General features: G+C 73.4%; 26 protein-coding genes. 11 read left to right on the forward strand and 15 right to left on the reverse strand.

From position 1 onward, the window contains the following. Positions 1-3 precede the first annotated feature (3 nt). Positions 4-768 carry an MHYT domain-containing protein gene (locus tag ACH54P_RS00350; RefSeq protein WP_489910262.1) on the forward strand — a complete coding sequence of 255 codons (765 nt, stop codon included), beginning with the start codon at positions 4-6 and terminating at the stop codon, positions 766-768. A 40-nt stretch (positions 769-808) separates the two neighbouring features. Here ACH54P_RS00350 and ACH54P_RS00355 read toward each other — a convergent pair whose 3' ends face one another. Then, a complete protein-coding gene (locus ACH54P_RS00355; RefSeq protein ID WP_489910263.1) occupies positions 809-1,405 on the reverse strand; it encodes a VOC family protein in 597 nt (198 codons plus the stop codon). A gap of 158 nt (positions 1,406-1,563) precedes the next feature. On the opposite strand from ACH54P_RS00355, the gene ACH54P_RS00360 reads away from it, so the two are divergent. After that, the gene (locus ACH54P_RS00360; RefSeq protein ID WP_489910264.1) at positions 1,564-4,290 is read left to right on the forward strand and encodes a helix-turn-helix transcriptional regulator; all 2,727 of its coding nucleotides are present in this window, start codon (positions 1,564-1,566) and stop codon (positions 4,288-4,290) included. A 45-nt stretch (positions 4,291-4,335) separates the two neighbouring features. Here the strand turns inward: ACH54P_RS00360 and ACH54P_RS00365 are convergent, their stop codons facing one another. From ACH54P_RS00365 to ACH54P_RS00410, 10 genes are all read right to left on the reverse strand, one after another. Continuing rightward, positions 4,336-6,738 carry a DUF7617 domain-containing protein gene (locus ACH54P_RS00365; RefSeq protein WP_489910265.1) on the reverse strand — a complete coding sequence of 801 codons (2,403 nt, stop codon included), beginning with the start codon at positions 6,736-6,738 and terminating at the stop codon, positions 4,336-4,338. 286 nt (positions 6,739-7,024) lie between these two features. Beyond that, positions 7,025-7,723, reverse strand: a complete 699-nt coding sequence (locus ACH54P_RS00370; RefSeq protein ID WP_489910266.1) for a GntR family transcriptional regulator — start codon at positions 7,721-7,723, stop codon at positions 7,025-7,027. A 284-nt stretch (positions 7,724-8,007) separates the two neighbouring features. After that, positions 8,008-8,472 carry a family 20 glycosylhydrolase gene (locus ACH54P_RS00375; protein WP_489910267.1) on the reverse strand — a complete coding sequence of 155 codons (465 nt, stop codon included), beginning with the start codon at positions 8,470-8,472 and terminating at the stop codon, positions 8,008-8,010. Then, entirely contained in the window at positions 8,406-9,503 is a 1,098-nt protein-coding gene (locus ACH54P_RS00380) for a beta-N-acetylhexosaminidase (protein ID WP_489910268.1), read from the reverse strand. The genes ACH54P_RS00375 and ACH54P_RS00380 overlap by 67 nt, the downstream gene beginning before the upstream one ends. Beyond that, positions 9,503-10,321 (reverse strand): carbohydrate ABC transporter permease, encoded by an 819-nt coding sequence (locus tag ACH54P_RS00385; protein WP_489910269.1) that lies wholly within the window; start codon positions 10,319-10,321, stop codon positions 9,503-9,505. Before ACH54P_RS00385 ends, ACH54P_RS00380 begins: the two co-directional genes overlap by 1 nt. Then, complete coding sequence (locus ACH54P_RS00390) at positions 10,318-11,250, reverse strand: carbohydrate ABC transporter permease (protein ID WP_489917069.1); 933 nt, start codon at positions 11,248-11,250, stop codon at positions 10,318-10,320. Before ACH54P_RS00390 ends, ACH54P_RS00385 begins: the two co-directional genes overlap by 4 nt. An 80-nt stretch (positions 11,251-11,330) precedes the next feature. Continuing rightward, positions 11,331-12,605: an extracellular solute-binding protein gene (locus ACH54P_RS00395; protein ID WP_489910270.1), complete on the reverse strand. Its 1,275-nt coding sequence runs from the start codon at positions 12,603-12,605 to the stop codon at positions 11,331-11,333. Positions 12,606-12,667: 62 nt separating this feature from the next. Continuing rightward, complete coding sequence (locus tag ACH54P_RS00400) at positions 12,668-13,846, reverse strand: carbohydrate-binding protein (protein ID WP_489910271.1); 1,179 nt, start codon at positions 13,844-13,846, stop codon at positions 12,668-12,670. 145 nt (positions 13,847-13,991) lie between these two features. Then, on the reverse strand, positions 13,992-14,414 hold the full coding sequence (locus tag ACH54P_RS00405) for an STAS domain-containing protein (RefSeq protein WP_489910272.1): 423 nt from the start codon (positions 14,412-14,414) through the stop codon (positions 13,992-13,994). 130 nt (positions 14,415-14,544) lie between these two features. After that, on the reverse strand, positions 14,545-14,865 hold the full coding sequence (locus ACH54P_RS00410) for a MerR family transcriptional regulator (RefSeq protein WP_489910273.1): 321 nt from the start codon (positions 14,863-14,865) through the stop codon (positions 14,545-14,547). Between the two features lie 156 nt (positions 14,866-15,021). On the opposite strand from ACH54P_RS00410, the gene ACH54P_RS00415 reads away from it, so the two are divergent. The 3 genes from ACH54P_RS00415 to ACH54P_RS00425 are packed head-to-tail and all read left to right on the forward strand — an operon-like array spanning position 15,022 to position 17,466. Then, positions 15,022-15,402 (forward strand): YciI family protein, encoded by a 381-nt coding sequence (locus ACH54P_RS00415; RefSeq protein WP_489910274.1) that lies wholly within the window; start codon positions 15,022-15,024, stop codon positions 15,400-15,402. Next, positions 15,395-16,627, forward strand: coding sequence for an RNA polymerase sigma factor (locus ACH54P_RS00420; protein ID WP_489910275.1), 1,233 nt, complete (start codon positions 15,395-15,397; stop codon positions 16,625-16,627). The genes ACH54P_RS00415 and ACH54P_RS00420 overlap by 8 nt, the downstream gene beginning before the upstream one ends. Further along, on the forward strand, positions 16,627-17,466 hold the full coding sequence (locus ACH54P_RS00425) for a carboxymuconolactone decarboxylase family protein (RefSeq protein ID WP_489910276.1): 840 nt from the start codon (positions 16,627-16,629) through the stop codon (positions 17,464-17,466). Before ACH54P_RS00420 ends, ACH54P_RS00425 begins: the two co-directional genes overlap by 1 nt. 12 nt (positions 17,467-17,478) lie before the next feature. Here the strand turns inward: ACH54P_RS00425 and ACH54P_RS00430 are convergent, their stop codons facing one another. The 3 genes from ACH54P_RS00430 to ACH54P_RS00440 are packed head-to-tail and all read right to left on the reverse strand — an operon-like array spanning position 17,479 to position 19,585. Beyond that, positions 17,479-18,435 (reverse strand): threonine ammonia-lyase, encoded by a 957-nt coding sequence (locus ACH54P_RS00430; protein ID WP_489910277.1) that lies wholly within the window; start codon positions 18,433-18,435, stop codon positions 17,479-17,481. A 29-nt stretch (positions 18,436-18,464) separates the two neighbouring features. Beyond that, complete coding sequence (locus tag ACH54P_RS00435; RefSeq protein ID WP_489910278.1) at positions 18,465-18,839, reverse strand: VOC family protein; 375 nt, start codon at positions 18,837-18,839, stop codon at positions 18,465-18,467. Continuing rightward, positions 18,836-19,585 carry an arsenate reductase/protein-tyrosine-phosphatase family protein gene (locus tag ACH54P_RS00440; protein WP_489910279.1) on the reverse strand — a complete coding sequence of 250 codons (750 nt, stop codon included), beginning with the start codon at positions 19,583-19,585 and terminating at the stop codon, positions 18,836-18,838. The genes ACH54P_RS00435 and ACH54P_RS00440 overlap by 4 nt, the downstream gene beginning before the upstream one ends. An 84-nt stretch (positions 19,586-19,669) precedes the next feature. On the opposite strand from ACH54P_RS00440, the gene ACH54P_RS00445 reads away from it, so the two are divergent. The 6 genes from ACH54P_RS00445 to ACH54P_RS00470 all read left to right on the forward strand — a co-directional run bounded on the left by ACH54P_RS00445 (position 19,670) and on the right by ACH54P_RS00470 (position 26,184). Then, positions 19,670-20,842 (forward strand): acyl-CoA dehydrogenase family protein, encoded by a 1,173-nt coding sequence (locus ACH54P_RS00445; RefSeq protein WP_489910280.1) that lies wholly within the window; start codon positions 19,670-19,672, stop codon positions 20,840-20,842. After that, positions 20,839-22,029: an HTD2 family dehydratase gene (locus ACH54P_RS00450; RefSeq protein ID WP_489910281.1), complete on the forward strand. Its 1,191-nt coding sequence runs from the start codon at positions 20,839-20,841 to the stop codon at positions 22,027-22,029. The genes ACH54P_RS00445 and ACH54P_RS00450 overlap by 4 nt, the downstream gene beginning before the upstream one ends. Before the next feature lie 118 nt (positions 22,030-22,147). Further along, entirely contained in the window at positions 22,148-23,173 is a 1,026-nt protein-coding gene (locus ACH54P_RS00455) for an amidohydrolase family protein (RefSeq protein ID WP_489910282.1), read from the forward strand. Next, positions 23,170-24,090, forward strand: a complete 921-nt coding sequence (locus ACH54P_RS00460; RefSeq protein WP_489910283.1) for an amidohydrolase family protein — start codon at positions 23,170-23,172, stop codon at positions 24,088-24,090. The genes ACH54P_RS00455 and ACH54P_RS00460 overlap by 4 nt, the downstream gene beginning before the upstream one ends. Positions 24,091-24,117: 27 nt before the next feature. Continuing rightward, on the forward strand, positions 24,118-25,476 hold the full coding sequence (locus tag ACH54P_RS00465; protein WP_489910284.1) for an MFS transporter: 1,359 nt from the start codon (positions 24,118-24,120) through the stop codon (positions 25,474-25,476). An 87-nt stretch (positions 25,477-25,563) separates the two neighbouring features. Next, complete coding sequence (locus ACH54P_RS00470; protein ID WP_489910285.1) at positions 25,564-26,184, forward strand: hypothetical protein; 621 nt, start codon at positions 25,564-25,566, stop codon at positions 26,182-26,184. 2 nt (positions 26,185-26,186) lie between these two features. Here ACH54P_RS00470 and ACH54P_RS00475 read toward each other — a convergent pair whose 3' ends face one another. Then, complete coding sequence (locus ACH54P_RS00475; RefSeq protein ID WP_489910286.1) at positions 26,187-26,570, reverse strand: DUF6069 family protein; 384 nt, start codon at positions 26,568-26,570, stop codon at positions 26,187-26,189. Positions 26,571-26,599: the final 29 nt, after the last annotated feature.

The following is a 26,599-nucleotide window of genomic DNA, read 5'->3' on the forward strand; positions in this document are numbered from 1 at the left end:
ACCATGGACCACGCCGAGCATTTCGCGCTGGGGCACTGGCTGCTCGTGCTCGCCTACCTGACCTCGGTGGTCGGCTGCGCGCTCGGACTCGCCTGCGCCGTGCAGGCGCGCCACGCGGCGAGTGACCGGCTGCGCGTCCGCTGGCTGGTCCTGGCGGCGGTTTCGATCGGCGGCGTCGGCATCTGGCTCATGCACTTCGTGGCGATGCTCGGCTTCAGCACGCCGGGGATGCCGGTCCGCTACGACGTCTTCCGCACGGTGCTCTCGGCCCTGCTGTCGGTGGCGGCGGTGTTCGCCGGCCTGCTCGTCGTGGGCGGCCGCGCCCGGTTCGGCTGGTGGCGGCTGGCGCTCGGCGGGCTCATCACCGGCCTCGCGGTCAACGTCATGCACTACACCGGGATGTCGGCCCTGCGCGTGAAGGGCGACTTCGGCTACGACGGCCTGCTGGTGGCCCTGTCGGTGGTGATCGCGGTGGTCGCGGCGACGGCCGCGCTCTGGTTCGCCGTCTTCCTCGACCGGCTGTCCCTGCGGCTGCTCGCCGGGTTCGTGATGGGCGCGGCCGTCACGGGGATGCACTACACGGGCATGGCCGCGGTCCGGATGAAGATGGACATGGCCGCCCCGGACCCGGCGGGCATCGAGGTCTTTTCGTTCCTGTTCCCGGTGTTCGTCATCGCGGCGATCGCGATGGCGGTCCCGCTCTGCGCCGTCCTGATGGCCCCGGCGATCGAGCCCGAGGTCCCGGCGGAGGAGGAAGTCCTGGTGTGACGCGGGGCGCGCGGGACGGCCCGCGCGCCCACCGCGGCGGTCAGGCGTCCTGCTCGCCGGTCATGTACCGGGCGTACCAGCCGGGCCAGTCGGGGTCTTCGTACCCGAGCTCCTTCTCGTGCTCACCGTGGGCTTCGGCGGCCCGGCGCAGGGCCTCGGCCAGTTCGGCCGCCGACCCGTAGGCGACGCCGTCGACGCGGCCGGGCAGGCGCTTCGTGACCTCCTGCAGCAGCCAGGTGTTGCCGTCCGGGTCGTGGAACTCGGCGAAGGAGCCGTAGCTGCGCCGCTCGGGGTCCGGGCCGGCGACGCGCGCCTCGGTGCCGGCGTGGTGGAACACCCCGCCCGCGTCGTGGAACACCTCGCTGACGTCGACCCCGTGCCCGGCGAGCTCGGCCCGGGTCGCTTCGATGTCGTCCACGACGAGGTAGAGGCCCCGCGCGGACCCCGGGGCGGCGGAGGTGATGCCGCTGCCGAAGATGACCGACGCCGGCGACCCCGGCGGGGTCAGCTGCACGACGTGGAAGCCGTTCTCCCCGGCGAAGTCGGCGTCTTCGCGCCAGCCGAGCGTCTTGTAGAAGTGCTTCGACCGGTCGACGTCGGAGACCGGGACGACCGCGATTTCGAGCTTCATGTCCATGATCGGAACTCCCTTGGTGTCCGGCGGCTGTCCTGCCGCCTGCGACCACCATCGCCCCCGGGCGGGGTCCCTCGCCCCAGGGAAACACCCTGGCCGACCCCCGGCCCGTGCCCCGGTGGCCCGGTACTGTTCCGGCACGCACGGCGGGAGGCGGGACGGTGGCTGAGCTGGTGGGCCGGGGCGGCGAACGCGCGGCGCTCGACCGCCTCCTCGCCGGCGCCCGGGCGGGGGAAGGCCGCGCGCTGGTCCTCCGTGGCGAGGCGGGGATCGGCAAGACCGCGCTGCTGGACGACCTCGCGGCGCGGGCCACGGGATGCCGGGTCGTGCGGGCCGCGGGTGTCGAGTCCGAACGGGAACTGGCCTACGCCGGGCTTCACCAGCTCTGCGCGCCGTTCCTCGACCGGATCGGGCACCTGCCCGTTCCCCAGCGCATGGCCGTCGCGACGGCGTTCGGCCGCGCCGCGGGTGAGCCGCCGGATCGGTTCCTGGTCGGGCTGGCCGTGCTGACCCTGCTCGCCGAAGTGGCCGACGAGCGGCCGCTGGTGTGCCTCGTCGACGACGCCCAGTGGCTCGACCGCGTCTCCGCGCAGACGCTCGCCTTCGTCGCCCGGCGGCTGCTGGCCGAGCGGATCGCCCTGGTGATCGCGGTGCGGGACCCCGCGGACGAGCTCGACCTCGGCGGCCTGCCGGACCTCGCCGTCGGCGGGCTGGCCGAGCCGGAGGCCCGGCTGCTGCTGGACTCCGTGCTCAAGGACCCGGTGGACGCCCGCGTCCGCGACCGGATCGTCGCCGAGACCCACGGCAACCCGCTCGCCCTGGTCGAGCTGCCGCGGGCCTGGACGGGCGCCGAGCTCGCCGACGGCTTCGGCCGGACCGGCGCCGACTCGCTGGCCGGCCGGCTCGAGCAGTGCTTCCTCCGGCAGCTGGACCCGCTGCCCGCCGACACCCGGCGGCTGCTGCTGACCGCCGCCGCGGAGCCGCTCGGCGACGCCACCCTGCTGTGGCGCGCGGCCGGCGAGCTCGGGCTGGGCGCCGACCCGGCGGCCGCGGCCGAGACGACCGGGCTGATCGAGTTCGGCCCGCGGATCCGGTTCCGGCACCCGCTGGTGCGCTCGGCGGTCTACCGGTCCGCGCCGGCCCGCGACCGGCAGGCGGTGCACCGCGCGCTGGCGGCGGTGACCGACGCGGGCGTCGACCCGGACCGCCGCGCCTGGCACCGGGCGCAGGCGACGGTCGCGCCCGACGAAGACGTCGCCGCCGACCTCGAGCGCTCGGCCGGCCGGGCGCAGGCCCGCGGCGGGCTGGTCGCGGCCGCCGCCTTCCTCGAACACGCGGCGACGCTCACGCCCGATCCCGCGCGCCGCGCCCGCCGCGAACTGGCCGCGGCCCGGGCGAAACGCGGCGCGGGCGCGCTCGAAGCCGCGCTCGGGCTGCTGAGCGCGGCCGAGGCCGGTCCGCCGGACGCCGTGCGCGCCGCCGAGGCGGAGCGCCTGCGCGGGCAGATCGCGTTCGACCAGCGCCGGGGCGGCGACGCCGCCCGCCTGCTGCTGCGCGCGGCCGAAGGGCTGGCGCCGCTCGACGCCGACGTGGCGCGGGAGACGTACCTGGAAGCGCTCGGGGCGGCGATCTGGGCCGGGACCGGGGTGGCCGAAGCGGCCGAGGCCGCGCGCGCCGCGCCCCCGGCCGGAGTGCCGCCGAGGGCCGCCGACCTCGTGCTGGACGCGCTCGCGACCCGCCTCACCGACGGCTACGCGGCCGCGGCACCCCTGCTGACCGCGGCTTTGGAAGCCGTGCGCGCCCTCGACGCCGGTACCGAAGACGCCGGCCGGGTGCTGTGGCTGCTGGGCAACCGGGCCGGGGGCACCCTGGCGACCGAGGTCCTGGACTTCGCGTCCGGACGCGCGTTCGCCGAGCGCCAGGTGCGGCTCGCGCGGGACACCGGCGCGCTCGTCCAGCTGCAGTTCGCGCTCAACTTCCTCGCCAACCACGAGCTGCTGGCCGGCGACCTGGCCGCGGCCGAGACGCTGGTCGGGGAGGACCGCCTGCTCGCGGAGGTGACCGGCAGCCCGCCGGTGGGCTACAGCGCGATCCTGCTCGCCGCGCTGCGGGGCCGCGAAGCCCCGGCGGCCGAGCTGATCCCGGCCACGGCGGAGCAGGCGGCGGCGCGCGGGCAGGGCCGGGTCGTGGCGTTCGCCGATTACGCGAACGCCGTGCTGGGCAACGGTCTCGGCCGCCACGACGCCGCCCGCGACGCCGCCCGCCGGGTGTTCGAGCGCGACGCCGTCGGCCACCAGACGCTCGCCACCGTCGAACTGGCCGAAGCGGCGTCGAGAACGGGCGACGACGAGCTCGTCGCCGCGGCGCTGGCACGGGTCGCCACCCGGGCCCGGGCGACGCCGACAGCGTGGGCCCAGGGGCTCGAAGCCCGGTTGCGCGCGCTGGCCGGCGAAGACCCCGAGCGGCACCACCGCGCGTCGATCACCCTGCTGACCGGCACGCCGTTGCGGGTCGACCTGGCGCGCGGCCACCTGCTGTTCGGCGAATGGCTGCGCCGCGAAGGCCGGCGGGCCGAAGCCCGCGAACACCTGCGCACAGCCCACGAAACGCTGACGGCGATGGGGCTCGAGGCCTTCGCCGACCGCGCGCGGCGCGAACTGCTGGCGACCGGGGAAACCGCGCGGAAGCGGACGGCCGAGGTCACCGGCGAGCTGACCCCGCAGGAGGCCCAGATCGCCCGGCTGGCCCGCGAGGGGTTCTCCAACCCGGAGATCGGCACGCGCCTGTTCCTCAGCCCCCGCACGGTGGAGTGGCACCTGCGCAAGGTGTTCGGGAAACTCGGGATCACCTCACGACGGCAGCTGCGCGACGCCGTCACCGTCCGATGAGGACGGCCCGCGGGGAGACTCCCCGCGGGCCGTCACCTCACCTCCCTAGAGGATGCACAGCAGCGAACAGGCCTTCGCCGACGACCACGCCGTGTGGGACGGCGGTGTTCCGGCGGGCACGTTCACCGGCAGGTAGCTCACCTTCGCCTGGTTGGTGATCGGGAACAGGCTCAGCAGCGCGTACGTCGAGCAGTACACCTGCTTCGACTGCCCGGCCGCCAGCGTGAACGGACCCGTCTGGCACGACGGCTCCACGCTGTCCACCACGCTCGCCGAGGTGATCCCCACCGGGCCCTCGTTCGTCACCGTGATCCGCCAGTACGCCGTGGCGTTCAGCAGGCCGAGCAGCCCGACCCCGGCCTGCTTGGCCCACGGCCCGGACCCGCCCGGGCCGCACTTGGCCGCCGTGGACGACGTGCAGATCTGCTTGTCCACCTTGACCTTCGGCGTGCAGGCGGCGCCCGGCGCGACCGGGAGCGTCACCGTGTTGGAGGTGAACGTGCCCGTCGAATCGGTGCCCGTCGCCGTGTTGGCCACCGCCGTCACCGCGCAGTCCGCGGCGATCGTCGTGCGGAAGCACAGCTGGGGTGCGTCGCCCGCGTAGTCGACGACCAGCGAGCCGCTGAAGCCGGCCCCGCTGTGCAGGACCAGCGTCGTCGTCACCGTGATCGACGGGTGGGCCGCCACCGAGACGCCCGTGAGGTCCACCGAACCGTCGGGCGCGAAGCCCGGCGTCGGCACGACCACCCCGTCCTGGTCCACGACGGTGACCCGCGACGCCGCGAAGTCGACGTTCGCCGGGTCGACGCCCGTCAGCCGCGCGGCCGTGTAACCCTGGACGTGACTTCCGCCGTCGCAGTAGAAATCAGCCGGTTTCAGCGTGACCTGCCCGCCCGAGCGGACGCACGGGGTCGCGCCCGTGCCGGGATCCATCGAGAACAGCACCCCCGCGTCGCCCAGGCCGATCAAGCAGCCCGACGGCGGGTCGTACGTGTAGCCGTAGTCCCGGGTGGCGCCGCCGTTGACGTCCGGGTGCGCGATCGGGCCGGGCAGGCCCGCGCACGCCGACGCCGTCGTCCAGTCGTGGCACAACGTCGCGCCCGGGTAGCCGCCGTTCCAGATCGGGAGGTAGCTGCGCACGTGCCCGTTCGGGTCGGTGACCACCTCCGGGTCGAAGACGTACACCCCGCCGGGCAACGCGGCCGCGAGCGGCGGTGCCGGCAACGCCGACCCGTCGAGCGCGAAGCACGTCGTGACGTTCGTGCCGCCGGTCGTCGACGAGCACACGCCCACCGGGGCGCCGGCCGTGTCGAAGGCCGTGTAGGCGTTGTAGGTGAAGTTCCCCGCCGGGCCGGTCGGCCGCCAGGACGCCCAGCCGGCGCACGCCGTGGCCGTCGCCGGGTCGAAACAGCCCAGTGACGGCTGCTGCGCGGTGTTGGGGTCGGACGACGACGCGAACACCTTGCCCGCCACCACGTCCAGCGCGCCGTAGACGTACGTCTGGTTGGTGTTGATGGGCGGTGCGATCGGCGCGTACGGCTGGCCGCCGCAGGCGCTCTGCGTCGCGATCGTCCAGCAGACCAGCGCGCCGCTGCTGACCAGGCCGTACAGGTTGCCTGCGGTTTCGACGAACCCGGTGATGCTGCGCACCGGCGGCGACCCGCCGACGGCGGCCAGTGCCCAGTACCCGCAGTTGGCCGAGGCGGCCATGTCGAGGCAGGCGACGCCGACGGAAGCCGCCGTGACGGCGGGGTAGTAGACCTTCGCGGGCGCGGCGGGGTCGCGCACGTACTGCTCGACCATGGTGCTGGCGATGTCCCCGGCCCCCAGGGTGCCGAGCGGGCCGGGCGCGGTGTTGAGCACCTTCGGCCACGGCCCGCCCGGGCAGCGCTGCCCGGTGGCGAGATCGGTGCAGACCACCTTCGGCGACGTGGCCCCCAGGTGGTGGTAGATGTTCCACGCCTGCAGCACCCCGGCCGGGGTGCGGTACAGGATCGGGGTGAAGCCGTCGCCGCCGGTCGCCGTCGTGACCGCCTGCACGGGCGGGGTGAGCGAGCCCGACAGCGACGTCGCGTCGGGGCCGGAGACGGGGTCGACCGCCCGCACGGCGGTGACCCCGGACGCCGGTTCGGTGCCGGTGAAGGTGCTGCCGTCGGTGGACCACTCCGGCGTCCAGCCGGGCGGGACGTGCAGCGAACCGGGCTGGAAGGCCTGGCCGGCGCCGACGGCGTCGGTGATGGTCGCGGCGCCGGTCGTGGTGGCGTGGTCCTCGTAGCCGACGACCCAGTTCGCGGTGGCGCCGTGGTCGGCGGGGGATCCCGTGCCCTGCACGGACTTCGTCAGCGCCGAGACCGCGGCCGGCGCGGGGTCGGCGGCCGCGGGCAGGGGCGCGGCGGTGGCCGTCACGAGCACCAGGGGCAGGACCGCCCCCAGCATGCGTCTTCGCATGGAAGGTCCTCGATTCTTTTGCGGTGGAAGGGGCCGGGAATCGTTTTCCCGGCCGAAGGAAAATCCTATGCCGCGCCCGCAGTGCGTTGAAGTGCTCTCACCCGGGCGCCGAAAAGGCGAAACCAACAGCGCAGTTTCCGGTCCGCGCGCCGCGGTGCGCACCTGTCGTGACGAGGGGGTTCAGGCGCGGCGGTCACCCGAACGCTCCCAGGCGTTCACTCGATCGGGTAACGAGGACACGCTAAATAAGCGTTCGCGTTCCCCGGTGAAGATCTATTTCCCGGTTCTACCCGGATTCGGCGTCGAAGCGCAGTTTCGACGTGATGCGGTAACGGTCACCGCGGTACACCGAGCGGGTCAGTTCGACCACCCGGCCCGTCGTGTCGCGGGTCAGCCGCTCGATGTGCAGGATCGGCGCGTACACCGCGATCTCGAGCAGCTCGGCCTGCTCCGGGTTGGTGACGGCGGGCTCGATGGTCTGCACCGCGTCCTGCACGACGATCCCGAAGCGTTCCCGCAGCAGCCGGTAGAAGTTGCCCGATTCGAGGTCGGCCGGCGTCAGGCCGGGCACCAGAGAGGCGGGCAGCGCGAGCCGCTCGATCGCGATCGGCTCGTCGTCGACGTGCCGGACCCGGGTCACCCGCAGCACCGGCGTTCCCGGCTCCCGTTCGAGCTCGGCGGCCAGGGACCGCGAGGCGGGGGACACCGCGAACGCGACGACCCGGCTGGTCCAGTGCCCTTCCGCGGGCGGGACCGCGAGCCCGGTCGCGAGTTCCTGGGTGACCTTGTCCGGGCTGGTGAACGTGCCCCGGCCGCGCTGGCGCACGAGCAGCCCGGTGCGGGTCAGCTCGTCGATGGCCGCCCGGACGGTCGGGCGGGAGACGCCCAGCTCCGCGGCCAGTTCCCGTTCCGAGGCGAGCCCGGTGCCGGGGCCGGCGTTCTCGATCACCTTCAGCAGGTGCCGCCGGACGCGGTCGCGCTTCACGGTGGGCGGCCGGTCCGCCGGCTCGTCACCTTCTTTTCGGGGGCTCCGGGTGGGGGAGCCTCCGGCCTGGGGTGCGGCCGCGGATGGCACGGCGGCTTTTCGGGGGCTCCGGGTGGCGGAGCCCCCGGCCTGGGGCGAAGCCCCGGATGGCACACCTTCTTTTCGGGGGCTCCGGGTGGCGGAGCCCCCGGCCTGGGGCGAAGCCCCGGATGGCACACCTTCTTTTCGGGGGCTCCGGGTGGCGGAGCCCCCGGCCTGGGGCGAAGCCCCGGATGGCACAGCGGTCAAGGCACCGTCTTCCCAGGTACTCCGAGCGCGCCGGCGAACCGGACGCGCTCCTTCGGCAGGGCGTCCAGCGCGCGCAGCCGGTGGAGGTGACCGGCCAGGCGCTGGCGGAAGTCAGCATAGCCGCGGTCCGGTGGCGACCACGCCCGCTCGGCCAGCGCGCACAGCCGCGGGAACGCCAGGTGCCGCACGTGGTCGGGGGTCGGGGCGTGCTCGGTCCACAGCTGTGCTTGGGTGCCGAGGATGCCGGGCGCGGTCCCGTCGGCGACCGGCAGGCCGCCCGCCAGGGGATCGAAGCGGTAGACGTCTTCCAGTGTCGTCACGGGCTCGCGCGGTGGCTCGCCGTCCTCCTCGCTCTGCCGGTAGTCGAAGTAGGTCGAGGTGTGCGGGGCCATGATCACCCGGTGGCCGCGGGCGACGGCGAGCGCGCCGTGGGCGGCGTCGCGCCAGGCCGTGACGACCACGTCCGGGGGAGCCGTCCCGCGGCGTGCCCGGTTTCGTCCCAGCAGACCGCCTGCTTGCCGAGCCCGGCGGCCACGCGGTGCAGTTCGCCGAGGAACCACGGGTGCAGTTCGGCGGTGGTGCGCAACCCCAGCCGCGCGGCCTTTTCCCGCGCGATCGGGCTGGTTTCCCACTGGACCGTCGGGCATTCGTCGCCGCCGATGTGCAGGTACGGCGCCGGGAAGACGTCCGCGACCTGGGTGAGGACGTCGCGGCAGAAGGCGAACGCGCCGTCGTGGACGCCGAGGATGTCCGGGCTGATGCCCCATTCCGTCCACACCGGCAGTGGCGTTTCCGGCCGGTTGCCCAGCGAAGGGTAGGCGGCCAGCGCCGCGCGGACGTGCCCGGGGAAGTCGATCTCCGGCACGATCCGCACCCCGCGCTCGGCGGCGAAGGAGACGAGCTCGCGCAGCTCCCGCTGGGTGTAGAAGCCGCCGTGGGGGACGCCGTCGAAGACGCCGCTGCCCGCGGGCCCGACCATCGACTCGGCGCGCCGGGCCCCGACCTCCGTGAGCCGGGGCCAGCCGCCGATCTCGACCCGCCAGCCCTGGTCGTCGGTGAGGTGCAGGTGCAGGACGTTGTACTTGTGCAGCGCCAGGAGGTCGACGAACTCGCGGAGGAAGCCCAGGGGCATGAAGTGCCGCGCGACGTCGAGCAGCACCCCGCGCCAGGGCAGGCGCGGCGCGTCGCGGATCGTCAGGCACGGCAGGATCCCGGCAGACAGCTGGCGGATCGTCTGCACGCCGGCCAGCAGGCCCGCGTCCGTGGACGCGGTGAGCAGCGCGTGGTCGGGCGTGACCTCGAGGGTGTACTCCTCCGGCCCGAGCCCCGGTTCCCGCGCGAGCCGGATGACCGGTCCGTTGTGGACCGGCGGGAGACCGGTGTACGCGGCGAGCAGCCGGGCCGGGCCGTGGGTGCCGGGGCCCGCCAGGATCCCGGTGGGCACGCAGGAACCGGCGCGGCGCGTGAGCCGCGCGGGGTGGGGGATGAGCATCAGCCCTTCACCGCGCCCGCGGTCATGCCCTCGACGAGGTGGCGCTGCACGAGCGCGAAGAAGACGACGACGGGCAGCGCGAACAGCGTCGACGCGGCGATCAGGCCGCCGTAGTCGGTGCCGGTGCTCGTGCTGAACGACACGAGCCAGACCGGCAGCGTGTACCCCGAGCTGTCCTTCATGATCACGTAGGCGAACAGGAAGTCGTTCCACGCGGTGATGAACGCGAACACGCTGGTCGCGATCAGCCCGGGGAGCACCAGCGGCAGCAGGACCGAGCGCATCACGCGCCCGCGCGTCGCGCCGTCGACCATCGCCGCCTCCTCCAGTTCGACGGGGATGCCGTGCAGGAACCCGCGCAGCGTCCAGATCGTGAACGGCAGCACGAGCGCCACGTACGTCAGGATCAGCCCGAACAGCGTGTCGAGCAGGTGCGCGCTCTTGAGGCCGAGGAACAGCGGGATGACCAGGGCCGGCACCGGCACCATCTGCAGCACCAGCACGCCGATGAGGAAGCTCCGGCGCCCGAAGAACCGGAAGCGCGTCAACGCGGTCGCGGCGAGGAAGGCGACCACGACGGACAGCGCGACGACCACGACGACCACCACCACGCTGTTCGCCAGGTCCTGGACGAACCCGGGCTTGGCGAGCGCGTCGGCGAAGTTGTCCAGCGTGACGTCGAACGGCAGGAACTCGGGGGTGGGGCTGAGGATCTCGCCCGCGGGCTTGAACGCCGTGAGCACCATCCAGTAGACCGGGAAGATCCACACGAGGCAGAACACGGCGGCCGCGGTGTTGCGGCCGATCCGGCGCATCACAGGTCCTCCCCGGAGCGGACGAGCCGGCGCACGTAGAGGGCGGTCATCCCGACGAGCAGCGCGACCGAGACGACGGCGATCGCCGCGCCCTGGCCGAAGTCGTTGCGGCTGAAGGCCCGGGTGAACGTCCAGATGCCGAGCGTCGTGGTGCCGCCGTCCGGGCCGCCCTGGGTGAGGATCCAGATCTGGTTGAACACGGTGAAGTCCCAGATCACCGAGAGGATGGTGACCAGGCCCAGGATCGGCTGCAGGAACGGCAGCGTGATCGTGCGGTGGATCCGCCACGGCCCGGCGCCGTCCAGCTCGGCCGCTTCGTAGTAGGAGCGCGGGATCTGGGACAGGCCGGCGTGGAGCGTGAGCGCGACGAACGGCACCGACTGCCACACGACCAGCAGCCAGACGAGCGTGAACGCCGACGCCGGCGACTTGGTCCAGTCGTGCTGGGTGAGGTCTCCGAAGCCGGCCTGGGTCAGCAGCCAGTTCACCACGCCGTACCCGGGCTGGAAGAGCCACTGCCAGACGAGGGTGGACGCGACGTTCGGCAGCGCCCAGGCCGCGATCAGGCAGAGCGTGACGGCCGTGCGCATGCCGCGGCCGAGGCGCCGCAGCAGCAGCGCGACGCCGAAGCCGATCACGAGCGTGCCGGTCACGAGGGCCGCGCAGAACCCGACGCTGCGGGCGAGGACCGGGAGCAGCTGGTCGTCGCCGAGCACCTCGGCGTAGTTGTCCCAGCCGGCGAAGCTCGTCGTCCCGGTGAACAGCGACCGCAGGCCGTACTCCTGCAGGGAGATGACGACCAGGCGGACCAGCGGGTAGCCCAGGACGAGCCCGAGCAGCGCGGCCGCGGGCAGCAGCAGGCCGTACGGGAGCAGGGTGCGCCGCCGGCGCCGCGGGGTGGTTCTTCCGGGCGCGGGTGTCGGCGCCTTCACCAGCAGCAAGGGGAACTCCTTCGCGAAGGGGGGCGGGGTGGCCCGGGTGGGGACGGCAGTCGGCCGGGCCACCCCGCCGGTCAGCGGGCGTTGAGCGCCTCGGTCAGGTGCGCGTCGAAGTCCCGTGCGGCGTCGGCGATCGGCCGCCGCCCGGTCGCGATGTCGGCGAAGAACGTGTTGATCGACTTGTCACTCTCGATGGTCGCCCAGCCGGGGGCGGCCGGGGTCGCGACGCTGGTCTTCGCCGCGGTGGCGAAGGCCGCGTTGAGCGGGGGCAGCGTCGGGGTGACCTGGTCGATCAGCTCGGTCGAGACCGGCGTCCAGCCGTCGATGCCGACGATCGCCTCGCGCTGCACCGCCGGATCGGTCGCCGCCTTGAGGTAGGCGAGCGCGAGGTCCTGGTTGCGGCTCTTCGCCGCGACGGCCAGGTCGGACCCGCCGAGGAACACCGGCTGCGTCTTGCCGGGCGTGGCGCTGGGGAAGGGGAAGGTGCCCAGGCGGTCCTTCAGCTCGGGCTTGTTCTTGACCACGGTGTTGACGCTCGTGTCGAGGATGGCTCCGGCGCCGCCGGCGGAGAAGATCGCGGCCTGGTCCGGGGCCTTCGTGTCGACGTTGCGGGACGCGGCGGAGGAGTAGGCGTTCTGGAAGTCCTTCCAGGCCTGCAGGCCTTTCTGCGCCTCCGGGCTTTCGAGTGCGCCCGCCCACTTCCCGTCCTTCCGGGTGGCGATCTGCCCGCCGGCGTCCCAGACGAACTGGAGCGCGCCGAACCAGTAGCGGCCGGGGAAGTGGAACGCCGAGTAGTCCGCCGCGGGGTGCTTCGCCTTGATCTTGCCGAGCGCGGTGGTGAGTTCCTGGAAGGTCTTCGGCGGGGCGGTGACGCCGGCGTCGGCCCAGACCTGTTTGTCGTAGATGACGGCGCGGTTGCCCGCGAACAGCGGCGCGGCGTAGAGGTGTCCGTCCACAGTGGCCGGTCCGGACAGGCCGGGCAGCCAGGTGTGGCCCGCGGCGAGCTCGTCGCGGTGCGGGGTGAGGTCGGTGAGCGCGCCGTTGGCGGCGAACAGCGGGACGTTCGTGTTGCCGATCTCGATGACGTCCGGCGTGGTGTCCTGGGCCAGCGCCGTGCTGATCTTGGTGTTGATGTTGTCCCATTCCTGGATCTGCACGGTGACCTTGGCGCCGGTGGCCTTCTCGAACGCGGCGCCGATCGCCGCGGTGGCCTTGTCGCTGAGGTCGCCGTTCATCAGCCAGACGGTGAGCTCGCCGCCGTGGGCGGCGGGAGCGGGGGTGTCGGTGCCGCAGGCGGTGGCGGTCACGGCGGCGACGGCCAGTGCGGCGGCGAGGGTGCGTCTGCGCACGGGGAACTCCTGGGAGGGCGGCGGGCCGCCGCGGCCCGCGAACGGGCCGCGGCGGGGGGAGGTCAGCAGTGGCCGAGGTCGGCCCATTGGGCGGTGAGCCCGGGTTCGGAACCCTGGGTCCACCAGTTCGCCTGCCAGAGGTGGGCGTTGTGCTTCACCCGCTGGCCGCCGAGGTACACCGTGCCCCAGTCCCACTCCGCCGCCGTCGAGCAGTCGGCGGGCTGGGCCGGGGTGGTCGGGGTCGTGGGCGTCGTCGGGGCGGTGGCGGTGGTCGGCGTCGTCGGCGGCGGGGTGGTCGGCGTGGTGCAGCCGGTCACGGTGTCCACATGGGACGTTCCGGCGGTGCGGTACTGCCCGGCCTTCGCGACGGCGTCCGCGGGCGAGACGACCTGGTTGCCCGCGTAGTAGGTCCAGTCGACCTGCTCGGTGTAGGCACTGGTGCCGCTCGTGTGCCCGGCGGTGTCGATGAACCACATGTTGTAGTTGATCGACATCGGCGTGCGCGGGTACACCGGGTTGCCCTGGGCGTCGGTGGTGTGGTCCGCGGTCGGCACGCCGTCGATGTAGTACCTGACGTGCCCGCCGGAGACCTGCGTGACGATGTCGTGCCAGCCGGCCATGCTGCGGTTCTGCGCGGTGGACGTGCGCAGGCCGTCCCACGTCGGGCTGTTCCAGTAGGTGTACCAGCTGGTCTGGTAGTTCGCCTGGGAGCCGCCCCAGCCGCCGTTCGGCAGGTACTCGGAGAAGTCCAGTTCGCTGTAGAGGGGATCGCGGTCGTACCGCAGCGGCGAGATGGTGAAGTACGTTTCGTTGACGTGGTCGCCGTCGGGGCCGCTGTCCGGCGCGTCGGTGAAGCGGACCCGGCTGGCGTACGTGCCTTCGAAGAACCGCAGCTGGTTCTGGTAGAGCTCGGCGTGGGTCGTGCCGGCCGCGCTGCCGTCGGTGGTGGCGGCGAGCTGGGCGACGCGCTCGCCGTTCACCGCCGGGAAGGTGATGTTGCTCGTGAGCCACCGCGCGCCGGGCACGCCGGGGCTGCCGACGTCGTTGCGCGTGGTCCAGCCGGCACCGCCGAATGCGGAGTCGGTGGGCGAGGCGTAGTGGAAGTCGTCGAACAGCACGCCGCAGCCGGCCGCCGGGGCCGCCGGGCTGGCGTCGGCGCCGCCGGACAGGACCAGGGCGGTGGCGGCGATCGTCGCGAGGCTCGTCAAGGTTGCTGTGGTGGTCCGGATTCTGCGGGACATGGGTCTCCTCCTGGGGATGGCCGTACCGCGGGGAGCGCCGATTGGTCTAGACGAATCAGGTGGCCGAGACTCTCCTCCTGACCATTGGTAAAGTCAAGACGGCAGCAGAACTTACCTTTGGTAATTTCTGGGCACTAACCGCCGGTCAGGGCTCCGGGACCCACAGGCGGTGGACGAGCTCCAGGAACGAGCGCCGGTCACCGGCGTCGAGCGCGGCGCGGCGGTCGGCGTAGACGTCGAAAGTGGCGTACAGCCGGGAAATCCGCAGCGCCTGGCGCGCGGCCGGGTGCCGGGGCGTCGTGAGGCGGAGGGTGCACCGGCAGCGCGCGACGTGGTCGCGAGCGTGCAGCAGGACCCGGATGCCGGCGCCGGTCAGCGCGGTGACGCCGGCGAGGTCGAGCACGACGACCTCGGGCGCGGGGTCCTGCGCCAGGCTCTGCGCGACGGCGCGGGCCATGAGCAGCACGGTTTCGCTGTCGAGTTCCCCGTCCAGTGCCACGACGGCGGGGTCGCCGTGGGACCGGGACACGGTCAGCCTGCCGGGACGCGCACCATCGGCCGTGGACATGGTCGGACCCACCCTCCCGCGGAAAGGTGACCAGGGGATGGCTCGGGGTTGAACCGTGATGCTGCCAGCCTAGAACCGCCTCGGACCGGCCACAACGCGTCGCCGCGGGGTTTGCGGGGAATCGGGCCGGCTACGCGTCGCCGCGGCGGGCGAGCTCGGCGCGCAGGAGATCGATTTCGGTGTGGGCGGCGGTGAGCTCGTCCTGCAGGCCGAGGATGCGGGCGGCCGCGGCGAGGGTGTGGCCGTCGTCGAGCTGTTCGCGGACGCGGAGCACGAACGCGAGCTGACGGCGGGTGTAGCGGCGGTGGCCGCCGTCCGAGCGGTGGGGCCGGACGAGGCTCGCGGCGTCGAGGCTGCGCAGGAACGCCTCCTGCACGCCGAGCAGCGTGGCCACCTGCCCGGTGGTGTAGGCCGGGTAGTCGAGGTCGTCGAGGTTGCTCGGATCGGCCACGGACCCAGGGTAACTGCGCCGGGTACTGGCAACAACCTGCAGCGGGTGCTGCAGGAATGCCGATTTCCGGCGAGTCCGGCCCGGGCTGTCGAGTTACGGTCGTGCTGTTCGTCATCCTCTTCGACCGACACCGCACGACGCGGCCTGGGAGGGCACGTGCTGTACATGCTGCTGATCCACGACTGCGACCGGCCGGAGCCGGACGACCCCGGGTTCGAGGAGGCGCTGGCCGCGGTCAACGCCTTCGCGGACGAATGCCGGCGCCGCGGGGTCTTCGTGTCCGGGCACCCGCTGCAGGGCGAGCACACCGCGACCACGGTGACCGTGCGGGAGGGCCGGACGCTCATCACCGACGGGCCGTTCGCCGAGACCCACGAGCACCTCGGCGGGGTGTACGTCCTGGACTGCCGAGACCTCGACGAAGCGCTCGAGCTGGCCGCCCTGTGTCCGATGGCGGCGCAGGGCTCGGTCGAGGTCCGCCCGGTCGCCGGGGTGCCGGGGCTGGACCACCGGGCCGCGCGGGCCGCCGATGGCTGATCGCGCGGCGACGGTCGTCGAACGGGTCTACCGCGACGACCGCGCCCGGCTGCTGGCGGCGCTGGTGCGGGTGCTCGGCGACTTCGAACTGGCCGAGGACGCCCTGCAGGACGCCGTCGCCCAGGCGTTGCGGGCGTGGGGGCCCGTGGTCCCGGACGACCCCGCGGCCTGGTTGCTGACCGCGGCGCGCAACAGCGCTGTCGACCGGATCCGGCGCGCCCGCGTCGGACGGGCCAAGCTCGCCCGGCTCGCGGCCGGCGAAAGCGGGGTGAGGACGGTGGACCTGCCGGACGACCGGCTCGCCGAGGTGGGGGACGACCGGCTGAGCCTGCTCTTCACGTGCTGCCACCCGGCACTGGCGGAGGACGCGAGGGTGGCGCTGACGCTGCAGGCCGTCGCCGGGCTGACCGCGGCGCAGATCGCCCGCCTGTTCCTGGTGGCCGAGCCGGCGCTGGCGCAGCGGCTGGTGCGGGCCAAGCGCAAGATCCGGGACGCGGGCATCGCGCTGAGCGTCCCGCCGGACCACCTGTTGCCCGACCGGCTGTCCGGCGTCCTCACGGTGATCTACCTCGTCTTCACCCGGGGCTACGCGTCGCCGTCCGGCGGGGACGAGCCGGCCGAGCTGCGGCGCGAGGCGATCCGGCTGGCGAAGCTGCTGGCCGCGCTGATGCCGGACGAGCCCGAAACCCTCGGCCTGGTCGCGTTGCTCCTGCTCCAGGATTCGCGGTCGGCGGCCCGCTTCACGCCGGACGGGGACGTCGTCCTGCTCGAAGACCAGGACCGCACGCGCTGGGACCGGGCCGAGATCGCCGAAGCGCTCGGGGTGCTCGGGCGGGCGCTGCGCCGCGGGACGGTCGGGCAGTACCAGCTGCAGGCGGCGATCGCCGCGCAGCACGCCCAGGCCGGCACGGCCGGCGACACCGACTGGGCGCGGATCGCGGGTCTCTACGCGCAGCTGCGCGGGATCGCGCCGTCCCCCGTGGTCGCCCTCAACCACGCCGTGGCCGTCGCGATGGCCGACGGCCCCGAAGCCGGGCTCGCCCTCGTCGAGGGCATCGACGGGCTGGCGCGCTACCACCTGTGGCACGCCGCTCGCGCCGATCTGCTGCGCCGCCTCGGCCGCCGGGCCGACGCCGTCGCGGCCTACCGGCGGGCCCGGGAACTGGCGCCCGCGCCGCCCGACCGCCGCTTCCTCGACCGCCGACTGCACGAACTGGAGTCCTGATGCGACTGTCCGTTCTGGACCACGGCCACCGGCGCCGGGCCCGGCTGTTCCTCACCGCCACGGCGCGGCTTTCCCGCGTCCCGAGCCCGGACATCGTCAAGATGCTGCTGTACCGGCCGGAGTTCCTGACCCGGCCGCTGCTGGAGCTGACCGCGCCCGCGATGCGCGGCGAGTCCTTCTGGACGGCGGGCGAACGCGAGTACCTCGCGATGGCCACGGCCCGGGTGCACGAGTGCCCGTTCTGCGTCGTCACGCACGCCGAGCTGACGCGGATCGCCGGCCACGGCGAGATCGACCCCGACCACCCGGCGGGCGCGCGGCCGGAACTGCTGGCCGTGCAACGGTTCCTCGAAGACGTGTCGCGAGCGGCGGACGCCGACCCCGCGCCGGTCCGGGACCTGCCCGGCCAGGCGGTGCTCGACGCCCTGCGCGTCAACCTGGTGTGGAACATCGTCAACCGGCTCGCCAACGCGTTCGGCTTCGAGCTGCTCGACGGGCAGCTGAAGGCGGGCACGCGGGCCCTGCACCGGGCGGGCTACCGGTTCCCGGGCTTCCTGCTCGGCGAGGACCACGGCGACCTCCGCGCGAGCGTCTTCGACCAGCCCGCGCACACGAGTCCCGAGCTCCGCCGGGCCGCCGCGACGGGTGACGGCCTGGCGGACCCGTGGCACGCCTACGCGGCCCTGGTCCGCGACGCCTCGCACCGGATCACCGACGACGACGTCCGGAGCCTGCTCGCCGCGGGGTGCGCGGAGGACGAGGTCTTCGAGGTCACCGTGGCCGCGGCGACCGGGGCGGCGCTGCGCTGCTTCGACGCCGGCCGTGACGCCCTGCGGTGAACCCGGTCTTCGTCAGGTGACGCCGACCCAGCGGTGGTAGGCGGCCAGGTCGACGTTGCCGCCGCACACGATCGTGACCACGTGCCGCCCGGCGAAGCGGTCGCGGTCTTCGAGGATCGCCGCGATGCCCAGCGCCGCCGAGGGTTCGACGACGAGGCCCGCGTGGTCGAGCAGCAGCCGCATCCCGGCCGTGATCGACGCCTCCCGGACCAGCACGGCGTCGTCCGCGACCACGAGGAGGTCGGCCAGGACCTCGGGGATGGGCCGCCGTCCGGCGACGCCGTCGGCGATCGTGTCGGTCGTCTCGGTGGTGACGACGCGCCGTTCGTGCCAGGAGCGCGTCATCGCCGGCGCACCCAGCGGCTGGACGCAGAGCACTTCGGTGCCGGGCGCCAGTGCCTTCAGCACGTGCCCCACCCCGGTCGCGAGCGCCCCGCCGCCGAGGGCGACCAGGACGGTGTCGAACGCCGTCGCGGCCTCGGCCAGCTCCAGGCCGATGGTCGCCGCGCCCTCGCAGGTCTCCAGGTCCAGGCTGTCTTCGACCAGCCGGATGCCGTCGGCCGACGCGATCGCCGCGGCCCGCTCGCGAGCCAGTTCGTGGTCGCCGTCCACGAGTTCCAGCTTGGCGCCCAGCGCGCGGATGCGCTCGAGCTTGGCCGCCGTCGCGTGGCGGGAGGCGACGACGGTGACGTCGAGCCCCCGGCCGCGTCCGGACCAGGCGAGAGCCTGCCCGAGGTTGCCCGCGCTGGCGCACACGGCCGCGCGCGAGCCGAGCCCGCTCGCGACCACCTCGGTGCCGCGGCCCTTGAAGCTGCGCACCGGGTTCGCCGTTTCGAGCTTGATGCTCACGGCGCACCCGAGCGCGGGCTCCAGCGCCTCGCACCGGTACAGCGGGGTGTCGAGGAAGACCGGGTCGATCAGCCGGCGAGCGGCCCGGATCCGGGCGAGGTCGAGACGCGTTTCCTGCACGGCACCGCAGCGTAGCGGCGGACGGCCGGTCAGCGGGCGGGCTGGAACAGCTCCACGAGGTTGCCGGCGGGGTCCGCCAGGAGGATCTGCCGCCCACCCGGACCGGCGACGACCTCGCCGCGGAAGGCCAGGCCGGCGTCGGCCAGGCGGGCGATCTCGGCGTCGAGGTCGGGGACCACGAGGTGGATGCGGTTGCGCCCCGCGCTCGAGGAGTCGGCCGGGGTGGCGCGGGCGCCCGAGCTGGCGGGGCCGGACAGCAGCAGCCGCAACGGCCCGCGGACGACGTCGGCGAAGGCGGGCGCCGCGCTCATGCGCACTTCGAAGCCGAGGTGGGTGGTGTAGAACTCGATGGCCGCGGGGACGTCGTCGACGACGTACCGGACGCTGGCGTACTGGTCGGTCACGGCTGGACCTCCTTTTCTCGTGCCGCAACGAGATCCGGCAGCAGGTGCCGGACGCGGGTGTCGAGCTCGGCCGCGGTGCGCCGGAACGCGCCGTAGCCGGGACCGCCCGGCGTCGCCGGGTCCGGGATGCTCCAGTGGCGGCGGCGCGGGTGGTGCGGGAACTCGGGGCAGGTCTCGCGGGCCTTGTCGCACAACGTGATCACGTGGTCGAACCGGCGCCCGGCGACCGTGTCCAGGTGGCGCGGCCGCTGCCCGCCGACGTCGATGCCGAACTCCTCGGCCAGCACCCGCACGGCGTCGGGGTGCAGCTCGGGTTTGGGGTGGCTGCCCGCGCTGGTCACCGTCACCGCCCCGCCGGCGCGCCGGCGCAGCAACGCTTCGGCGATGGGGGAGCGGGCACTGTTCCCGGTGCAGACGAACAGCACGGCGATCCGCCCGGACGGCGAAGCCGGCGGCTCCGGCCGCAACGCCGGGTGCAGCGCCGCGCCGGTCCCGGCGAGCGCGGCGGCGCAGCGGTCGAGATCCAGGTGGTAGTAGGTGTCGCGGCCGTCGTGACTGCTGCGCGTGGTGGTGACGAGCCCGCCGTCGCGCAGCAGCCGCAGGTGGTAGGAGACCAGGTTCTGCGGCTCACCGGCACGGTCCACCAGCTCGCGCACGCGCAGGTCGCCGCCGGCCAGCGCGGTCAGCAGCGCCCACCGCAGCGGGTGCGCGGCCAAGCGGACGAAGGCGGGCGGCTCGGGTGCCATCCCCGGACAATACATCAAATGGGTTTGATGGAACAGGGCGGCTCATGATGGGGAGGAGGGGCACGGCCGATCGAGAGGACCGAGATGGACGGGCTGACCGAGGAGGAGGCCGCGATCGTCGCGGTGGTGCGGGACTTCGTGGACCGCGACGTCCGGCCCGCGGCGCGGGAGCTGGACCACGCCGACACCTACCCGGAAGCGCTCATCGAGCAGATGAAGACCCTGGGGGTCTTCGGGCTCGCCGTCCCCGAACCGTGGGGTGAGACGCGGGTTTCGGCGCAGTGCTACGCCGTCATCACCGAAGAGCTGGCACGCGGCTGGATGAGCCTCGCCGGCGCGATGGGCGGCCACACCGTCGTCGCGAAGCTCATCGCGACCTACGGCACGCGGGAGCAGCAGGACCACTACCTACCGCGGATGGCCGCCGGCGAGGTCCGCGCGACGATGGCGCTGACCGAGCCCGGCGGCGGCTCCGACCTGCAGGCCCTGCGCACCACCGCCCGCCGCGACGGGGAGTCCTATGTGGTCGACGGCGCGAAGACGTGGATCACCAACGCCCGGCGCTCGCAGCTGGTCGCGCTGCTGTGCAAGACCGACCCGGCCGCCGAACCCGCGCACACGGGCATCAGCATCCTGCTGGCGGAGAAGGGGCCGGGCTTCCACGTCTCCCGCGATCTGCCGAAGCTGGGCTACAAGGGGGTCGAAAGCTGCGAACTGTCCTTTGCGGACTTCCGCGTCCCGGTGACCGCCCTGCTGGGCGGCGAAGAGGGGCAGGGCTTCGCGCAGATGATGCGGGGCCTGGAGATCGGCCGGATCCAGGTCGCGAGCCGCGCCCTCGGCGTCGGCCGCGCCGCCCTGGAGGATTCGCTGCGCTACGCCCAGGAACGCGAGACGTTCGGCCGCCCGATCTGGCAGCACCAGTCGGTCGGCAACTACCTCGCCGACATGGCCACCAAGCTCGAGGCGGCCCGCCAGCTCGTCCACCACGCCGCCCGCCGCTACGACTCGGGCGTGCGCGCCGACCTGGAAGCCGGGATGGCCAAGCTGTTCGCCTCGGAGACGGCGATGGAGATCGCGCTGGACGCGGTCCGGATCCACGGCGGCTACGGCTATTCCACGGAGTTCGACGTCGAACGCTACTTCCGCGACGCGCCGCTGATGATCGTCGGCGAGGGCACCAACGAGATCCAGCGCACGGTCATCACCCGGCAGCTGGTCAAGCGCCATCCCCTCACCGGCCGCGGCGGTCCGGCATGACGCACACCGAACTGATCCTCCCCGGCCCCGCCGAGGCCCTGGGCGCACTGCTCGACGTCCCGGTGCCCGCCGACGGCGTCCTCCCGCTGCTGTGGCACTGGCTCTACCTGCTCGACCGGCCCGCCCAGGCCGATCTGGGCCCGGACGGCCACCCGGTCCGCGGCACCGTCCTGGCCCCGCCGGGCCCGGGCCGGCGGCGGATGTGGGCCGGTGGCCGCGTCCGCACACCGGGGGAGCTGCGCTGCGGCGAGCCGGCCACCCGCCGGTCGGAGGTGCTGGCGAGGCGGGAGAAACACGGCCGGTCCGGGCCGCTCACGTTCGTCACGGTGGGGCACCGGATCACCCAGGCGGGCCGGCTGGTGGTCGAGGAGGAGCAGGACATCGTCTACCGCGCGGCCGCGCACCCGACAGGGGATCCGTGGCCCACCGACGGCCCGGAGGTCCCGCCACGCGAAGGCGAGTGGCCGGTCGAGGTGACGCCGACGCTGCTGTTCCGGTTCTCGGCGCTGACGTACAACGCCCACCGCATCCACTACGACCGCGACTACAGCCGCGAGGTGGAGGGCTACCCGGGGCTGCTCACCCACGGGCCCCTGCAGGCGCTGGCCATGGCCGAGGCCGCGCGGGCACGGGGTGTCGGCGGGCGGCTGGAGTTCGAGTACCGGCTGGTGGCACCTTTGTTCGACTTCCAGGGTTTGGTCGCCTCGGCAGAGCCCGGCCTGGCGGGGCCCGGCTCGGTGGGGCTCGGTTCGGCGGAGCGCGGCCTCGCGGGGCCCGGCCTGCCGGCCCTCGGCTCGGTGTCGCCCGGCTCGGTGTCGCCCGGCCCGGCCGCGCCCGGCCCGGCGCCCCGCCTGGGCGAGCCCGGCGCGGCCAAGCCCGGCCCGGCGGCGCCCCGCCTGGGGGAGCCCGGCGCGGCCGAGCCTGGCCGGGCCGAGCCTGGCCGGGCCGAGCCTGGCCGGGCCGAGTCTGGCCGGGCCGAGTCTGGCCGGGCCGAGTCTGGCCGGGCCGCGCCGGGTCCGGCCGCGCCGGGTCCGACCGAGCCCGCGGCCGCCGAGCCCGGCCATGCCGAGCCAGCCCCGGCCAGGCCCAACCCCGCCCAGCCCCACCCCACGGAGACCCTCACCTCCGTGCGCGACCGAGCCGGCCGGGTGACCGCCTCCGGCGTCCTCCGGCAACTACCCCAGTGACGTCACCGGCCGTTCGCAGTGGTCAGCCCACCGTCACGATCTCGTCGCAGATATTGTCAACAATTTCATCGACGATTAGTGTGCGACTGTCAAGCCTGCGAAGCCCCGAGGAATCACCTTGATCATCGACTGCCACGGCCACTACACGACCGCGCCACCCGCCCTCGCGGCGTGGCGCGACCAGCAGATCGCCGCGCTCGACAACCCCGCCGCCGCGCCGGTCCGCGCCGATCTGAAGATCAGCGACGACGAGCTGCGCGAGACGATCGAGCCGAACCAGCTGCGGCTGATGGACGAACGCGGCATCGACTTGACGATCTTCTCGCCCCGCGCGTCGTTCATGGCCCACCACGTCGGCGGGTTCGAGACCTCGGCGGAGTGGGCGGCCATCTGCAACGAGCTCTGCCACCGCGTCAGCCGGCTCTACCCGGACCGGTTCGTCCCCGCCGCGATGCTCCCGCAGTCCCCGGGCGTCGACCCGGCCACCTGCGTCCCCGAGCTGGTCCGCTGCGTGGAGGAGTACGGCGCCGTCGCGCTCAACCTCAACCCCGACCCGAGCGGCGGCCACTGGACGGCCCCGCCGCTGACCGACCGCTCGTGGTACCCGATCTACGAAAAGATGGCCGAGTACGACGTCCCGGCGATGGTGCACGTCAGCACCAGCGTCAACCCCGCGTTCCACACCACCGGCGCGCACTACCTCAACGCCGACACGACCGCGTTCATGCAGCTCGTGCAGGGCGACCTGTTCCGCGACTTCCCGACGCTGCGGCTGGTCATCCCGCACGGCGGCGGCGCGGTGCCCTACCACTGGGGCCGGTTCCGCGGCCTGGCGATGGCGCTGGGCAAGCCGGAGCTGGAGGAGCACGTGCTGAACAACGTCTTCTTCGACACGTGCGTGTACCACCAGCCCGGCTCGGACCTGCTCTTCGACGTCATCCCGGCCCGCAACATCCTCTTCGCGTCCGAGATGATCGGCGCCGTCCGCAGCGTCGACCCGCGCACCGGCCACCACTTCGACGACACCCGCCGGTACGCCGAAGCCGCGAAACTGTCCGAAGAGGACTGGGCCGCGATCCGGGAGCACAACGCCCGCGCCGTCTACCCCCGGCTGGACGCCCTCCTGAAGGGACAGGGGCGGTGATCGCGCGGTCCCCGACGACGCCCGGCTGGCTGGACTGGTACGCGAATCCGTCCACTCCGGACTTCGCGTTGCCCGAAGGCACCGTCGACGCCCACTGCCACGTCTTCGGCCCCCAGGCCGAGTTCCCGTTCGCGCCGGAGCGCAAGTACACGCCCTGCGACGCCGGCAAGGAGCAGCTGTTCGCCCTGCGCGACCACCTCGGCGTCGCGCGCAACGTCATCGTGCAGGCCACCTGCCACGGCGCGGACAACTCCGCGATGGTCGACGCCGTCCGGGCGGCCGGCGGCCGGGCGCGCGGCGTCGCGACCGTGCGGCCCGGCATCAGCGAGGCCGAACTCCGCGGGCTCGACGCGGCGGGCGTGCGGGGCGTGCGGTTCAACTTCGTCAAGCGGCTCGTCGACGCCTCGCCCCACGACGCGCTGAGCACGATCGCGAAGAAGATCGCCCCGCTGGGCTGGCACGTGGTGCTGTACTTCGAAAGCACCGACCTGCCCGAGCTCGAGGACTTCTTCGGTGCGTTGCCCGCGCCGCTCGTGATCGACCACATGGGACGCCCCGACGTCACGAAACCGGTCGACGGCCCGGAGTTCGCCCGGTTCCTGGAGTTCGTCGACCGCAACGACGTCTGGGTGAAGGTCAGCTGCCCCGAGCGCCTCACCGTGACCGGGCCACCGGCCCTCGACGGCGAGCGGCACGCCTACACCGACGTCGTCCCGTTCGCGCGCCGCGTCGTGGCGGAGTTCCCCGACCGGGTGCTGTGGGGCACCGACTGGCCGCACCCGAACCTGAAGAACCACATGCCCGACGACGGGCTGCTGGTCGACTACGTGCCGCAGGTGGCCGACACCGCGGAACTGCAGCGGAAGCTGCTCGTCGACAACCCGATGCGCCTCTACTGGCCCGGCGAAACCGCCTGAGCCACCCTCTTCCCCGAAGGGCATGCAATGCAGCACGCCAACGCACTCAACCGGCTGAACCGCCTGCCGATCTCGCGGTTCCACAAGATGACCCTGCTCGCCGTCTCGTTCGCCTACTTCTTCGAGTTCGCGGACATCAACAGTTTCGCCACGACCGCCCCGAAGCTGATCAAGCTGTGGGGCGTGACGGTCAACCAGGTCGCCTACGTGACCTCGCTGTCGTTCGTCGGGATGTTCTTCGGCTCGATCATCGCGAGCAAGCTCGCCGACCGCTGGGGCCGCAAGAACGCCCTGATGTGGACGACCGTGTGGTTCGGCGTCTTCTCCTTCGCGGCGGTGTTCTCGTGGGACATCGTGTCGCTGGGCGCCTTCCGGATCCTCACGTCGGCGGGCCTGTCGGCGATGACGGTCGTCGCGGTCATCTACGTCAACGAGCTCTACCCCGCGGCGAGCCGCGGCAAGTACCAGGCGTACGCCATCGTGATCGGCATCTGCGGCACGCCGGTGACCAACCTGATCGCCAGCGCGGTGGTGCCGCTGTCCAGCTGGTCGTGGCGGCTGGTGTACCTGTGGGGCGCGCTCGGCGTCCTGCTCGTGCTGTTCACGCGGCAGCTGAAGGAGTCGCCGCGCTGGCACGAGAGCCGCGGCGACCACGCCAAGGCGGACGCGGTGCTGCGGGAGATCGAGGAGCGCGTCGCGGCGGAGAAGGGCCCGCTGCCGGAGCCCGCGCCGCCGATCGACGAGGCCCCGGTGGCCAAGGCGCCGCTGCGGCTGCTGCTGAACAAGAAGTACCTGTACCCGACCCTGCTCCTGACCGTCCTGTGGGTGACGCAGACGATCGGCTTCTTCGGGTATTCGAGCTGGGCCCCGACGCTGCTGGCGAAGGAGGGCTTCAGCGTCGAGAAGTCCGTGTTCTACGTGGCGCTCACGACGGTCGGCGCGCCGCTCGGGTCGTACCTGGCGGCCCTGGTCACCGACCGCTTCGAACGCAAGTGGTGCCTGGTCGCGTTCGGCACGGTCATCGCGCTGTGCGGGCTGCTCTACGGGCTCACGTTCAACCCGGTGCTGATCGTGGTGTTCGGGTTCCTGGTGAACCTCTTCGAGCGGGGTTACACGGCTCTGGGGTACGCGTACTCGCCGGAGCTGTTCGACACCCGCGGCCGCTCGCTGGGCACCGGCGTGTCGTACGGCCTCGGACGGCTGTCGAACGCGGTGGGACCGTTGATCGTGGCCGGGCTGTACAACGGCAGCGGGTACCAGAGCGTGTTCTTCTTCATCGCGGGGACCTGGCTGGTCGGCGCGGTGGTGCTGGGGATCTTCGGGCCCCGGACGCGGCAGGCGCGGCTCAGGCCCTCGGCCCCGGAGGCGAAGACCGCCGGAGTCTGACCCGCCGCGCATGAGAGACTCGGTCACGGCCGCAGCCACCGCGAGGTGGCGCACCGTCGGGGGCGGTCAGCCGAGACCGAGGACGCCATGACGTACCCGCAGCACCCCGGGCAGCCGGGGCCAGGACAGCAGCCGCCCTACCCGGGGCACCAGCCCTACCCGGCGCCTTCGGGCGGCTTCCCGGCGCAGCCGTACCCCGGGCAGGCCCCGTACCCGGGTGGGTACCCCGCCCAGCCCTACCCGGGGTACGGGATGCAGCCCCCGAAGCCGAACGGTGCCACGGCGATCATCGCGGGGGTGCTCGCGGTGCTCGGCGGGCTGTTCTACCTCGTCGGCCTGATCGGCAGCGTCGTCGGGATGGCGAACCTCGGGTTCCTGCCCTGGATGTTCATCGTCTCGCTGATCGAGGACGCCGTGCTCGCGGGGACGCTCCTGTCCGGCGGCATCCTGCTGTTCCTGCGCAAGCCGGTGGGCCGGGTCCTCACGATCATCGGCAGCGGGCTCGCCATCCTGCTGGCCGTCGGATCGGTGGCGCTCGGCGCGCTCGGTGTCTGGCGCTACGGCGGTGTCGGCGGGATGTACGTCGGCGGCGCGGTCGTCGGGCTGGTGATCATCCTGATCCCGGCCGTGGCGACGCTGGTCCTGGCGATCGTGAAGCCGACCGCGCAGTGGTGCGGCCGCGCGGCGCCGGGCTACCCGCCGCGCTGAGGTCAGGCTTTGGCCGGCCGCATCGCGGTGACGACCGCCGTCGTGACGGCCAGGTGCATGAGCATCAGCCCGGCGACGTTGGCCGCCGTCGCGCCCGCGGTCAGGAGCAGCAGGTCCGGGATCCAGGTCAGGACGAGCACCGCGGGCACGACCACGCGCAGCGCTCGCGGTGCCCGCCGGGCGATCAGGGTCCAGCCGGCCGCGCCCACGAGGAGCCCGGCGACCGTCGCCGGCAGGTAGGCGGCGGGGGAGAGGCCGATGCCGAGGCCGCCGTCGTCGAGCGCGGACGCCACCAGCGCGATGGCCGTGTTGACGGCGAGCGCCGCCAGCGCGGCCAGGCCGAGCCGGAGGGCGATGACGGGGGTGGGGGTCGCAGCGGTGGTCATCGCTCCTCCTTGGGTTGCGTGTTAAACCC

This window comes from Amycolatopsis sp. N2S4-7 (genome assembly GCF_058119595.1).

Bases quoted from the DNA above. Each gene is read 5' to 3' on its own strand.
- ACH54P_RS00350 (WP_489910262.1), top strand. From the start codon at position 4: ATGGACCACGCCGAGCATTTCGCGCTGGGGCACTGGCTGCTCGTGCTC.
- ACH54P_RS00355 (WP_489910263.1), bottom strand. From the start codon at position 1,405: ATGGACATGAAGCTCGAAATCGCGGTCGTCCCGGTCTCCGACGTCGAC.
- ACH54P_RS00365 (WP_489910265.1), bottom strand. From the start codon at position 6,738: ATGCGAAGACGCATGCTGGGGGCGGTCCTGCCCCTGGTGCTCGTGACG.
- ACH54P_RS00380 (WP_489910268.1), bottom strand. From the start codon at position 9,503: ATGCTCATCCCCCACCCCGCGCGGCTCACGCGCCGCGCCGGTTCCTGC.
- ACH54P_RS00400 (WP_489910271.1), bottom strand. From the start codon at position 13,846: ATGTCCCGCAGAATCCGGACCACCACAGCAACCTTGACGAGCCTCGCG.
- ACH54P_RS00405 (WP_489910272.1), bottom strand. From the start codon at position 14,414: ATGTCCACGGCCGATGGTGCGCGTCCCGGCAGGCTGACCGTGTCCCGG.
- ACH54P_RS00420 (WP_489910275.1), top strand. From the start codon at position 15,395: ATGGCTGATCGCGCGGCGACGGTCGTCGAACGGGTCTACCGCGACGAC.
- ACH54P_RS00425 (WP_489910276.1), top strand. From the start codon at position 16,627: ATGCGACTGTCCGTTCTGGACCACGGCCACCGGCGCCGGGCCCGGCTG.
- ACH54P_RS00440 (WP_489910279.1), bottom strand. From the start codon at position 19,585: ATGGCACCCGAGCCGCCCGCCTTCGTCCGCTTGGCCGCGCACCCGCTG.
- ACH54P_RS00445 (WP_489910280.1), top strand. From the start codon at position 19,670: ATGGACGGGCTGACCGAGGAGGAGGCCGCGATCGTCGCGGTGGTGCGG.
- ACH54P_RS00450 (WP_489910281.1), top strand. From the start codon at position 20,839: ATGACGCACACCGAACTGATCCTCCCCGGCCCCGCCGAGGCCCTGGGC.
- ACH54P_RS00465 (WP_489910284.1), top strand. From the start codon at position 24,118: ATGCAGCACGCCAACGCACTCAACCGGCTGAACCGCCTGCCGATCTCG.
- ACH54P_RS00470 (WP_489910285.1), top strand. From the start codon at position 25,564: ATGACGTACCCGCAGCACCCCGGGCAGCCGGGGCCAGGACAGCAGCCG.
- ACH54P_RS00475 (WP_489910286.1), bottom strand. From the start codon at position 26,570: ATGACCACCGCTGCGACCCCCACCCCCGTCATCGCCCTCCGGCTCGGC.